Genomic DNA, 11,502 nt, shown 5'->3' on the forward strand with positions numbered 1-11,502 from the left:
ATTATTCCTCTGGCGTCGGGGTGCGGTGATGCGGTGATCCGGCGCAATCGCGCTTCGGAAACCACGGAAACAGCATCGGCGTGGTGCGTTGATACTGGCGATAGTCTTCGCCCCGGCTGCGCAGGGCTTGCGCCTCGGTGTAGGGAATGCCGCTGATCCAGCGCAGGAAGAGGTACATGGCGATGGGGCCCACCCACGCCAGCCAGGCCAAGCCGCTGCCCGCCGCCAGCGCCACGTAGCTGAACCAGTGCAACCATTCGAAGAAATAATTGGGATGCCGCGATACGCGCCACAGGCCGGCACGGCAGGTGCGACCACGGTTGGCGGGGTCGGCGCGAAAGGCGTCCAATTGCCGGTCAGCCACGGTTTCGCCCGCCACCGACACCGCCCACACCAGCACGCCCAGCCAGGCCCAAGGCGTCATGCCGGGCACGGGGTTGGCGGCCACGGCAATGAACGGCAAGGACATGAAGACGACCAGCCCCGCCTGCGCCAGGAAGAACAGCGCGAACTTGCCCTGGCTGCCGTTCCAGTGCGCGCGCAGGGCACGGTAGCGGCCGTCTTCTTCGCCGTGGCGCACGCGCTTCCAGATGTGCAGCGCCAGCCGTCCCGCCCAGACGCCGCCCAACACGGCCAGCAGCACACGCGGGGTGGCCGCGCCCGGGCCGGTCCAGGCCAGCAGGACGGCGGCCACGGCCATGCCGGATGCCCACATCGCGTCGACGATGCCCGCGTTGTGATGGCGCCGCTGCCACAGCCAGCCGCCGGCCATCAGCAACGCGGCCACGGCGGCCACCATCAGGGCTTGCATGATGGGCGTCATGTCGGGCGTCATGTCGGGCGTCATGTCGGGCGTCATGGCGCCGCCCACCGCGCCGCTGCCGGCGTGGCCCCGGGCCGCGCCAACAACAGATGCGACACGCCGATGGCGCGTTCGCGAAAGCCGCCTTCGCAGTAGGCCAGGTAAAACTCCCACAGGCGGATGAAGCGGTCGTCAAAGCCCTGCCCGCGCACCGCGTCCAGGTTCGCCATGAAGCGCTCGCGCCACGCTGCCAGCGTGCGCGCGTAAGACAGGCCAAAGTCCTCCAGATGCACCAGGCTCAGGTCGCTGGCGCGCGTCTTGGCTTGCAGCATCGCCTGGATCGACGGCATGAAGCTGCCGGGAAAGATATGCCGCTTGATGTAGTCCACCGCCTTGAGCGCCTGCGCATAACGATGGTCTTCGATGGTGATGGCCTGGATCAGCGCCATCCCATCGGGCTTGAGCAGCTGGCCCACCTTGCCGAAATACGTGGGCAGGTAGTCGGCCCCGATCGCCTCGATCATTTCTATGGACACGAGCTTGTCGAACTGCCCGTGCAGGTCGCGATAGTCTTGCAGCAGCACGTCCACGCGGTATTGCAGGCCGGCGCGGCGGATGCGTTCTGTGGCCAGCGCGTGCTGCTCGCGCGAAATCGTCGTGGTGGTAACACGGCAGCCGTAGTGGCGCGCCGCGTGCAGCGCAAAACCGCCCCACCCCGTGCCGATCTCGACCACATGCTGGCCGGGTTGCAGGTCCAGCTTGCGGCAGATCACATCCAGCTTGCGGGTGGACGCCTGCTCCAGCGTGTCGTCCTCGCCCGCCCACATGGCGGACGAATACATCATGTCTTGCGACAGGAACAGGCCGAAAAAGTCGTTACCCAGATCGTAGTGGGCGGCAATGTTGCGGCGGCTGCCGGCGCGCGTGTTGCGGCGGCACGCATGCAAGGCGCGCATCGCCACGCCGCCCAACCGCGCCACGCCACGCTCCATGCCGTCAAGCAGATCGCGGTTGCGCACCAGCAGCCGGATCAGGCCGGTCAGATCGTCGCAGTGCCAATGGCCGTCGCCATAGGATTCGCCCCCGCCCACGCTGCCGTTGGCGGCGATGGCGCGGTAGAAGGCCGGATCGCGCACCCGCAGGCGCAACGGCCGGCCCGCCGTGGCGTCCTGCCCGCCCAGTTCAACGCTGCCCATTGCGTCGTCAATCACCAACCGTCCGCCTTGCAATTGCGCCAGTTGTCCCAGCAAGCGCCGACGCAACAGGCGCTCGGTCAGCGACAGGGGCTGCGCGGCCTGAGGCGCGCAAGCCTTGTCCAGCGCCAGGCGTTCGGAGTCAGAGGGAGATCTCATCGGTCTTCTCCTGGTTCGGAGGGTTAAGCGCAGGGGTTTCGGTGGGCGTCGGAATTCCCGGCTGCGCGTGTGGATGCCGTATATACGTACGCCCGGATGCATTGGATTCATCGGGGAAAACCCGTAGCACCGGGCCGATATGCGACCCATGCGCTACTTGAACGCGCTATGGGTCGGCCCGCAGCGGCCCGCCCGACGCATCCAAGACAAAACCCGCCAAGTCGTCCAGCACCGGCGCCCGCCAGCGCAAGGGACGCGCCAGCGCGCCGGCCAGCAGCGCATGCCCCAGGCCGTCGTAACGCACCAGCGTCACGGGCACATGGGCGGCCTGCAAGGCGGCGGCCAGGCCTTCGGTGTTGCGATGCGGGTCGACCGTGGTGTCCGCCATGCCGGCCATCAGCAAGGTGGGCGGCGCGTTGGCCGTGACGTGGGTAATCGGCTGGGAGTCGGGCGGCGTGCCCGGGAAGCGGAAGACCGGCTTCAGGCTGGCCGCCACGATCGGCAGGAAGTCATAGGGGCCGGCCATGCCGATCCACCCGCGCAGCATCGACGGTGAGGCGCCCTGGCGCTGTAGCCAGCGCGGGTCCAGCGCGATCATGGCGGCGTTGTAGCCCCCCGCGCTGTGGCCCGCCACGAAGACGCGCGCGGGGTCGCCGCCGTAGTCGGCCACGTGGCGCAGCGTCCACGCGACGGCGCGCGCGCAATCGTCCAGGAAGTCGGGATAGGCGGCGTCGGGGTATAGGCGGTAATCGGCGATCACGGCCAGGATGCCGCGCGAGGCCAGCGCGTCGCCCACGAATTTGTAGTCGGCGCGCGAGCCATTGCGCCAACTGCCGCCATAGAAGAAAACCACCACGGGCGGGTTCCGCACCCCGGGTGGCGCGTAGATATCGACGCGTTGGCGCGGGTCGTCGCCATAGGCCACATCGGTGACGATGCGGCTGGCGTTGTCGGGCACCGCGCCGTTAAGCACCGTCAGCGGCGAGCAGGCCGTCAAGCCCAGGATCAGCAAGCCGGCCAGCAGCAACGCCAGCAAAGACGCCACGGGCACGCTACGCATCGCCGCGCGCCCGCGCGATCAGTGAAAAGTGTGGCACCGCCGTCTCCTGTCGCGTCGTGGGAAGGGTCTACCCGGCGGGGGCAGCCCGCGGGGTGTCATCCCATATACGAAGCAAACGGCGAAATGGATGCCTAGGGCCGGGTCATCAGTTTTTTCCAGCCTTCCAGGCCCAGCTTTTTCATCGTGTCGATGTTCTTTTCATAGATGTCCGAGGCGTCCGGAAACGACTCCACCGCGCGGTCGATGCTGTCTTCCCGCAGCAAGTGCAGGATTGGGTACGGCGCGCGGTTGGTGTAGTTCTCGATGTCGTCCGGCTGCGTGTCGGCAAACTGGAATTGCGGGTGGAACGTGGCCACCTGCAATTCGCCCACCAACCGCATGCGCTTGAGCAGGCGGTCGGACAGGTCCTCGAAATCGTTGAAATCCAGGAAGTCGTCCAGCGCGTCGGGAATGATCAACAAGGTGGTGTCGATCTTCTCGGGGTCGGTCTCGGCCAGCAGGGCAAGCTCGTCCTGCAAGTCGGTCAGCACCCCTTCGGCGTCGGTGGCGTCGCTGACGGCAAAGCGGATCTGGTCCTTGACCTGAACCGCCTTGGCGAACGGGCAAAGGTTCAGGCCGATCACGGCCTGATTCAGCCAGTGGCGGGTTTCAGCCACCACGTTGGCATAAGCGTCGGAAGTCGAAATCATGCCGGCATGGCCGCCATGGTTTGCGCAACGGCGGCCGTCAGCTTCTTGCCATAAGGCACGTGCAGGAATTCATTGGGGCCGTGCGCGTTCGACTTGGGACCCAACACGCCGCACACCATGAACTGCGCCTTCGGAAAGCCCTTTTGCAGGATGCTCATCAGCGGAATCGTGCCGCCCTGGCCGATATAGCCGCAAGGCTGGCCGTAGTACTGCTGGGACGCTGCGTCCAGCGCCTGCGTCAGCCAGGGCACGGAAGCCGGTGCGTTCCAGCCGGTGGCGGCGCCTTCGTTGGCCTTGAAGATGACCTTGGCGTTGTAGGGGGCGTCGGCTTCCAGCAGTTCCTTGATTTCCTGCGAGGCGGCCACGGCGTCGATCAGCGGCGGCAGGCGCAGCGACAGCTTGAATGCGGTGCGCGGACGCAGCACGTTGCCGGCGCTGGACAGCGGCGGCAGGCCTTCGGCCCCGGTCACCGACAAGGTCGGGCGCCACGTGCGGTTCAGCAGCGCTTGTTCGGGCTCGGTCGTCATCGGCAGCACAAAGCCGCCTTCGGCGCCGCAGCTCCAGGGGAAACGGCGCCACACTTCGTCGCCCAGAATGCGCGCGGTGGCGGCCACTTGTTCAACGCGTTCGGCGGGAATTTCGCAATGCAGGCTTTGCGGCAGCAGGCGGCCGGTGGCGCTGTCTTCCAGGCGGTCCAGCAGATGGCGCAGGATGCGAAACGACGACGGCACCACGCCGCTGGAATCGCCCGAATGCACGCCTTCGTCCAGCACCTGCACTTCCAGCGTGCCCGACACCATGCCGCGCAGCGAGGTCGTCATCCAGAGCTGGTCGTAGTTGCCCGCGCCCGAATCCAGGCACACCACCAGGGCGACGTTGCCCAGGCGGTCGCGCAGCGCGTCCACGTACGGCAGCAAGTCGTAGCTGCCCGATTCCTCACAGGTTTCCACGATGCCCACGCAGCGCGGGCGCGGAATGCCCTGCTTGTCCAGCGCCATGATTGCCGTCAGCGAGGCGTACACGGCATAGCCGTCGTCCGCGCCGCCACGACCATAGAGCTTGCCGTCTTCATACTTGGGGGTCCACGGGCCCAGGCCCGCGCGCCAGCCCGAAAATTCCGGCTGCTTGTCCAGGTGGCCATACAGCAGCACGGTGTCGCCGTTGTCGCTACGCGTGGCGGGCGCGTCAAAGAAGATGACGGGCGTGCGGCCCGGCAGGCGCACCACTTCCAGCTTCAGGCCCGAGACCTTTTGCGCTTCGACCCAGGCGGCGGCATCGCGCACCACGCGTTCGATGAACGCGTTCTTTTCCCAGTCGGCGTCAAACGCCGGGCTCTTGGCCGGGATGGCGATGTAGTCGGTCAGCGCGGGGATGATTTCGTTGTCCCACTTGTCGTCGACAAACGCCTGGAGGGCGTCGGGATCAAGGGTGGGCGGCAGGGCGTCGTCGGGGATACGGGCGTTCATGGCGCGGAATCCTGTAGGGTGCGTGGGGGGCGGGATTGGGGTAATCCGGTATTTTATGCCCGCGGCCGGCATCGCGGGGAGCGGGCGCGGCGTCGGCGGCTTCGGCTCGCCGTCATTTATGGCCGCCCCCAGTCCGCGTCGCCCCACGCAAGTGCGTCATCGAGCCGCGTACGCTTCGATACGCCCCCACACATCGCGCGCCAGGGGTTTGGCGTTGTCTACCGATTGATAAATCCGGATTTCCATATGGATGTCATTGCGGGCGCTGTCGGCGCGCACCAGGGTGCCTGCGCGCAGATCCGATTCGATCAATGTGTGCGGCAGCCAGGCCAGCCCGAACCCTTGGCGCGCCATGGCGTGTAGCGCGTCGGCCAGGTCCGACTCGTACATCGTCTGCAACTGCCCGATCAGGCACAAGCCCCGCAACCGATCGTCCAGGATGCGCCCCAGCGACATGCTGTCGGCATAGGCCAAAAAAGGCACGGGCGGATCGGACGGCAGCTTGGGCACGGCGTAGCGCGGATGCCGCCCGCCCGCCGCCACCGGCGCGCTGACAGCCACCAGCTTGTCGGCGCCCACGCGGCGCCAGCGGTAGCCGGGGTTGTCGATCTTTGCGTACAGCGGCTCGTGCGCGTGGCACAGCAGAAAGTCCACTTCGCCATCGGCCAGCATGTCCACGCCGTAGTTCAGCGTGGTGGTGACCACCTTGAGCTGAAACGGCGCCATGCCCTGCTGCACGCGCGCCATCACGCCGGGCAGCACCGAATGCGCCAGCGTCTTGCCCGACGCGATGGTGATTTTTCGATTGCGTTCCTGCTCGGGCTTTTGCAGGGCCTGGCGCGTGTCGCGCAGGATATCCAGCACATCGATCGCCGCCGCCAGCATGCTGCGCCCGGCCGCGTTCAGCGTCGACACCTGATGGCCGCGTTCCACCAGCGGCACGCCCGCCCATTCCTCCAGCGCCTTGATGCGGCGCCCGAACGCCGGGTGCGTCACGCTGCGCGCCTCGGCCGCCTGGAACATATTGCGCGACTTCGACAGCGCGACGAAGTCCTCCAGCCATTTCGTGTCCATCGGTATTGCTCCGTCCCAGCCCTGTTTCATCTGTGCCGATTCGGCACAGGCATTGCGCATTTTGCACAAGCCAGAAACATCTGGCAACTAACATCCCGACATCGACTTCTGGAAAACCCTGATGCCCGACTCCCCCGTGTTGCTCAAGTCCATCCGCAGCCATTTCGTGGGCGGTGCCGAGGCCGTGGCCGGCGGCGTGCCCATGCAGCAAATGCAGGTCGTTGACAACGCGCCCCGCCTGATCGACATGAACGGCGGCTACCCCGTCGGGCAGTTGTACGTGCAGGAATACCGGCTGGCACAACCGCGCCACCCCTACCCCGTGCTGCTTTGGCACGGCGGCGGCATGACGGGCGCGCAATGGGAAAGCACGCCGGACGGACGCCAGGGCTGGCTGTGGCGGCTGCTGCAATCGGGCTATGACGTTTTCGTATCCGACGCGCCCGAACGGGGCCGCGCGTCCTGGGCCATGTACCCGCAGGTGTACGACAGCGCGCCCATCTTTCGCTCCAAGGAAGAGGCGTGGCGCCTGTTTCGCATCGGCTCGGAAGCCGGCTATGCACCGGCCGGCCAGCCGCGCCGCGCCTATCCCGCGCAGCAATTCCCGGTAGAGGCCTTCGACACGTTCGCCAAGCAGTTCGTGCCGCGCTGGCTGACGCATGGCGAGATGGCGCTGGACGCCTACCGCGCCCTGCTCGACCTTACCGGCCCGTGCATCGTGGTCGGACACAGCCAGGGCGGCGGCTACGCCACGCTGTTGGCCCAGGAATACGCCAGCACGGTACGCGCCGTGGTGGCGCTGGAACCCACCGGCACGCCCGCCGCCGCCGCCCCCGGCCTGCCCCCGCAATTGCTGGTATGGGGCGACCACTTTGGCGCCGACGACACCTGGCAGCGCTACCGCGCGCAAACCGACGCGTACTGGGCGGCGCTGCGCGCGGCCGGCCAGCGCGCCGACGTGCTGGACCTGCCCGCCACCGGCATCGCCGGCAATTCCCATTTCTGCATGCTGGACCGCAATAGCGACCAGATCGCCGAATTGATCGTCGATTGGCTCGCCCGCAGCCTCGACTAACCTTCGCCTGGAGACACTGATGACTTTCAAGAAAACCACCATCGCGCTGGCACTGCTGACCGGCGCCACGCTGGCCGCCGGCGCCGCGTCGGCCCAGCAAGCCGCCTACCCCGCCAAGCCTGTGCGCCTGATCGTGCCGTTTGCACCGGGCGGCACCGCCGACATCATCGGCCGCGTGTTCGCCGCGCAGCTGGGCACCGAGCTGGGCGCCACCGTGGTCGTTGAAAACAAGGCCGGCGCGGGCGGTTCGATCGGCACGCGCTTCGTGGCGGACTCCGCGCCCGACGGCTACATCCTGCTGCTGGCTTCGTCCAGCACGCACGGCACCAACCCGGCCGTGTACAAGTCGCTGACGTATGACCCCGTGCAGGACTTCACCGCCATCACGCAGCTGGTGACGGTGCCGGGCGTGCTGAGCGTGACCAAGGACTTTCCCGCCACCGACCTGAACGCGCTGATCGCCGCGTCCAAGGCCAACCCGGACAAGTACACCTACGCCTCGTCCGGCGCGGGCGGGCTGGGCAACCTGGCCATGGAGCTGATGAAGTCGATGACGGGCGCCAAGCTGATGCACATCGCCTACCGTGGCGCGGGCCCGGCGTTCACCGACGTGATCAGCGGCCAGGTGTCGATGATCTGGGAACCGGTGCCGGCGTCGCTGCCGTACATCAAGGGCGGCCAGATCCGGCCCATCGCCATCGCGGCCGACGCGCGTTCGCCCGAACTGCCCGACACGCCCACCTTCAAGGAAGCCGGCCTGCCGCGCTACGAAGCCAACGCCTGGAACGGTTTGCTGGCGCCCAAGGGGTTGCCGGATGACGTGAAGAAGGCGCTGCACGACGCGTCGGTCAAGGCCCTGAACACGCCGGAAGTGAAGGCCAAGCTGGCCAGCCTGGGCGGCACGGTGGTGGCTGGTTCGTCGGACGCATTCCAGCAAGTGATCGCCAGCGACGTGAAGAAGTGGAAGAACGTCGCCGCCGACGCCAATATTCAGCTGGACCAGTAAGACGGAAATGAGAAAAGCGCCCCGAGGGGCGCTTTTCTTATTGGCCGACGGCGGTGTCGCGGTCGGCCGTGGGCAGGCTGGGAAAGGCTGGGTTGCGGCTCCCCGGTCGGGGACCCGGCTAAGACGCCCCGGCTCAGGCGCCCAGCAGCGCCGGTTCGCCATTGCGGCCCAAGGCAGCGGCGTCGGCATCGATCACCTGTCCGCCGGCTTGCAGCTTGAACACCGCCACCGCTTCACGCAGGCGTTGCGCCTGGGCTTCCAGCGACGCGGCGGACGCGGCCGCCTGCTCGACCAGCGCGGCGTTTTGCTGCGTCACGCTGTCCATCTGCGACACCGCCTGGTTCACCTGCTGAATGCCTTGCGACTGCTCTTCCGACGCGCTGGAGATTTCGTTGATGATGTCCGTCACGCGGCGCACCGACGTCACGATCTCCTGCATGGTGGCGCCCGCGGCTTCCACCTGGTCCGAACCGATCGACACCTTCTGCACCGACTCGTCGATCAAGCCCTTGATTTCCTTGGCAGCCTGGCCGCTGCGCTGCGCCAAGGCGCGCACTTCGCTGGCCACCACCGCAAAGCCCTTGCCCTGCTCGCCCGCGCGCGCCGCTTCCACCGCCGCGTTCAGCGCCAGGATGTTGGTCTGGAAGGCGATGCCGTCGATCACGCCCACGATATCGGCGATGCGCTTGGAACTATCCGCAATGCCGCGCATCGTGCCCACCACGTCGCCCACGGCCTTGCCGCCGCGCGTGGCCACTTCCGAAGCCGCCGACGCCAATTGCGAAGCGCTGCGCGAGCTGTCGGCATTGTTCTTCACCGTGGATGACAGCTCGTCCATGCTGGCGGCCGTTTCTTCCAGCGACGCGGCCTGCTGCTCGGTGCGGGACGACAGGTCGATGTTGCCCGCCGCGATCTCGCGCGAGCCGGTGTGGATTTCTTCCACGCCCAGGCGCACGGCCGACACGGTGCGCGACAAGCTGTCCTGCATCCGCTTGACGGCGGCATACAGCACGCCGATTTCGTTATTGCCACGCTGCTCGATGCGGTTGCTGAGATCGCCGCCGGCAATGCGGTCAAACAAGCGGCCGGCCTCGTGCAGCGGACGGAACACCGAACGCGCAAAGATCGCGTACAGGCTGACCACCAACACCGCCACCACCACCAACAAACAGATCAGCACGACGATCGCGCCATTGATGCGCGTGGACGCCTCGCGCGCCACACGCTGGCCCACGTCGTCGGCGTAATCCACGTACTTCTGGATGGCCTGCGTGAACAGGATGCCCAGCGGCGTGACCTTTTCCAGGTTCAGGCGGCTGGCGTCCTGCGGCTTGCCCGCGCGAATGGCCGCCACCATCGGCGCAATGGCGTCGCGCACATAGACGTCGTAGGCGGCCAGCGCGCCGTCGAACAACGGCTTACCCACTTCCGTAGTTTCTGGAAGCTTGCGAGCGGCGTCGATCAAATCAGACGCCTTCTTGGTATAGCCATCCAGGCGCTGCATGCTGGCCATGTTGTCGATGGACTTGCCTTCCAGCAGCGCGCTCTGCGCAGCCAGCAGCACGAGGCGGGCGCGCAGCAGTTCAGCGCCCGCGCCATCCACCGCGTTGGCGCGGACCAGGTTGGTGTCCAGCAGCACTTCGATCGAGGTGCGGTTGGAGGTCAATTGTTGATAGACGGCCACGCCGGTCAATAGGAAAAGCGCGAAAAAGACGCCCAAGGCGGTCGTCAGGATTGCGCGAATACTTAGGTTCTTGAACATGAAAAGCCACTCCGGGTTGCATTACGCTCTACGGGTTTACGGCAGGTTGCAACGAAAAGTTAAATATCTCATTACGTTACAAAAGATTGTCAGCGGGCGATGCCTCGCAAGCCCCAATCGGCCCGCAAGCCGCGCCAGTGTTGAATCCGCATGCGCTGGACACGGCTGCGGCGCCCTGCTCTTGCTTGCTACCTTGACAGCTAATGAACTACGGTCGGTCAGCACTTTGGATGAGTAGCCGGGGACCTTTCAGCAAGCTCGACTGAGCAATAGGGGGCATCAACATGAAGTTGCAGCAGGTATTCGATTTTCTTGCCGTCACGCAACATGGCAGCGTGCACGCGGCAGCCCGCGCCACCGGACAAACCCAACCGGCAATGACCAAGTCCCTGCGGCGTCTTGAACGCACGCTGGGCTTGTCGTTATTCGACCGGCACGCCAAGGGGATGCGGCCCAACGACTACGGCAAGCGCTTCTTGCCGCACGCGCAATACCTGGTTCACGAAACCAAGCGCGCCCGCGACACCATGGCGCAAATGCGGGGCGAACGGCTGGGTACCGTTCAATACGGCATTTCGGCGGCGGCCTCGGTGCTGCTGGCACCCACGGCGATTCAGCGCTTTCGGCAGCGCTACCCCGAGGTTGAACTGCACTGCCGCAGCGGCCTTTACCATTCCCTGATGCCGCTGCTGCGCGATGGGCAACTGGATTTCGCCATCTGCCCCGTCAACACGGACCAAGCCGACCCGAACCTGACCGCACGCGCCTTGCTGACCTGCCCCTTGGTGGTCGCGGCGCGCCGCAACCACCCTTTGCGGCAAGCCCAGGCGTTGCAGGAACTGCGCGACGTGGTGTTCGCGGTGGCGGGGCCGCCCGGCCAGCCCGGCGCGTCGGTGTACGACGTGTTCTTGCAGGCCGGCCTGGGCACGCCGCGCGTGGACATGCACACGGACGGGGTGATCGACACGGCGGCGCTGGTGGCCAACAGCGACCGCATGGCGTTGCTGCCGACCACGTTGATCGCCACCGGGATGCTGCGCGAACAGCTCGACATCGTGCCCATCACCGACCCGCTGCCCGACTACGTGATCGGGCTGCTGCAACGCACATCGCAGCCGTTGACACCCGCGGCGGAAGAGCTGGCCAGCCAGTTTGAACGCGAAGCGGGAACGCTGCGGGCGGCTGCCAGTTAAGCGTCACAGCGGACGCAGTGACA

Annotated in this window: 10 protein-coding genes; 3 read left to right on the forward strand and 7 right to left on the reverse strand. The window is 66.5% G+C overall.

Annotation, left to right across the window (positions count from 1 at the left end; all coding sequences use genetic code 11):
* Window position 1: 1 nt before the first annotated feature.
* The 6 genes from DVB37_RS15455 to DVB37_RS15480 form a co-directional block, all read right to left on the reverse strand.
* Window positions 2-859 (reverse strand): DUF1295 domain-containing protein, encoded by an 858-nt coding sequence (locus DVB37_RS15455; protein ID WP_240433889.1) that lies wholly within the window; start codon window positions 857-859, stop codon window positions 2-4.
* A complete protein-coding gene (locus tag DVB37_RS15460) occupies window positions 856-2,154 on the reverse strand; it encodes a cyclopropane-fatty-acyl-phospholipid synthase family protein (RefSeq protein WP_104145089.1) in 1,299 nt (432 codons plus the stop codon). Before DVB37_RS15460 ends, DVB37_RS15455 begins: the two co-directional genes overlap by 4 nt.
* Window positions 2,155-2,320: 166 nt before the next feature.
* A complete protein-coding gene (locus DVB37_RS15465; RefSeq protein ID WP_120156108.1) occupies window positions 2,321-3,214 on the reverse strand; it encodes an alpha/beta hydrolase in 894 nt (297 codons plus the stop codon).
* A 131-nt stretch (window positions 3,215-3,345) separates the two neighbouring features.
* A complete protein-coding gene (locus tag DVB37_RS15470) occupies window positions 3,346-3,903 on the reverse strand; it encodes a DUF1415 domain-containing protein (protein ID WP_104145087.1) in 558 nt (185 codons plus the stop codon).
* On the reverse strand, window positions 3,900-5,369 hold the full coding sequence (locus DVB37_RS15475) for a M20 family metallopeptidase (protein WP_046806938.1): 1,470 nt from the start codon (window positions 5,367-5,369) through the stop codon (window positions 3,900-3,902). Before DVB37_RS15475 ends, DVB37_RS15470 begins: the two co-directional genes overlap by 4 nt.
* A gap of 156 nt (window positions 5,370-5,525) precedes the next feature.
* Window positions 5,526-6,443, reverse strand: a complete 918-nt coding sequence (locus DVB37_RS15480) for a LysR family transcriptional regulator (RefSeq protein WP_104145086.1) — start codon at window positions 6,441-6,443, stop codon at window positions 5,526-5,528.
* Between the two features lie 121 nt (window positions 6,444-6,564).
* Here DVB37_RS15480 and DVB37_RS15485 point away from each other — a divergent pair, with 121 nt between their 5' ends.
* Complete coding sequence (locus DVB37_RS15485) at window positions 6,565-7,518, forward strand: alpha/beta fold hydrolase (protein ID WP_046806940.1); 954 nt, start codon at window positions 6,565-6,567, stop codon at window positions 7,516-7,518.
* Between the two features lie 19 nt (window positions 7,519-7,537).
* Window positions 7,538-8,524: a tripartite tricarboxylate transporter substrate binding protein gene (locus DVB37_RS15490; protein WP_120156110.1), complete on the forward strand. Its 987-nt coding sequence runs from the start codon at window positions 7,538-7,540 to the stop codon at window positions 8,522-8,524.
* Window positions 8,525-8,657: 133 nt separating this feature from the next.
* On the opposite strand, the gene DVB37_RS15495 is transcribed toward DVB37_RS15490, so the two are convergent.
* Window positions 8,658-10,286, reverse strand: a complete 1,629-nt coding sequence (locus tag DVB37_RS15495) for a methyl-accepting chemotaxis protein (protein WP_046806942.1) — start codon at window positions 10,284-10,286, stop codon at window positions 8,658-8,660.
* 284 nt (window positions 10,287-10,570) lie between these two features.
* Here DVB37_RS15495 and DVB37_RS15500 point away from each other — a divergent pair, with 284 nt between their 5' ends.
* Window positions 10,571-11,479 (forward strand): LysR substrate-binding domain-containing protein, encoded by a 909-nt coding sequence (locus tag DVB37_RS15500; RefSeq protein ID WP_046806943.1) that lies wholly within the window; start codon window positions 10,571-10,573, stop codon window positions 11,477-11,479.
* The last annotated feature ends 23 nt before the right edge of the window (window positions 11,480-11,502 follow it).

Source organism: Achromobacter sp. B7, from assembly GCF_003600685.1.
In the GTDB taxonomy this organism is placed as follows: Bacteria; Pseudomonadota; Gammaproteobacteria; order Burkholderiales; family Burkholderiaceae_B; genus Achromobacter; species Achromobacter spanius_B.

Excerpts from the sequence above, each read along its gene's own strand:
- DVB37_RS15455 (WP_240433889.1), bottom strand. The coding sequence starts at position 859 with ATGACGCCCGACATGACGCCCGACATGACGCCCGACATGACGCCCATC.
- DVB37_RS15460 (WP_104145089.1), bottom strand. The coding sequence starts at position 2,154 with ATGAGATCTCCCTCTGACTCCGAACGCCTGGCGCTGGACAAGGCTTGC.
- DVB37_RS15465 (WP_120156108.1), bottom strand. The coding sequence starts at position 3,214 with ATGCGTAGCGTGCCCGTGGCGTCTTTGCTGGCGTTGCTGCTGGCCGGC.
- DVB37_RS15470 (WP_104145087.1), bottom strand. The coding sequence starts at position 3,903 with ATGATTTCGACTTCCGACGCTTATGCCAACGTGGTGGCTGAAACCCGC.
- DVB37_RS15475 (WP_046806938.1), bottom strand. The coding sequence starts at position 5,369 with ATGAACGCCCGTATCCCCGACGACGCCCTGCCGCCCACCCTTGATCCC.
- DVB37_RS15480 (WP_104145086.1), bottom strand. The coding sequence starts at position 6,443 with ATGGACACGAAATGGCTGGAGGACTTCGTCGCGCTGTCGAAGTCGCGC.
- DVB37_RS15485 (WP_046806940.1), top strand. The coding sequence starts at position 6,565 with ATGCCCGACTCCCCCGTGTTGCTCAAGTCCATCCGCAGCCATTTCGTG.
- DVB37_RS15490 (WP_120156110.1), top strand. The coding sequence starts at position 7,538 with ATGACTTTCAAGAAAACCACCATCGCGCTGGCACTGCTGACCGGCGCC.
- DVB37_RS15495 (WP_046806942.1), bottom strand. The coding sequence starts at position 10,286 with ATGTTCAAGAACCTAAGTATTCGCGCAATCCTGACGACCGCCTTGGGC.
- DVB37_RS15500 (WP_046806943.1), top strand. The coding sequence starts at position 10,571 with ATGAAGTTGCAGCAGGTATTCGATTTTCTTGCCGTCACGCAACATGGC.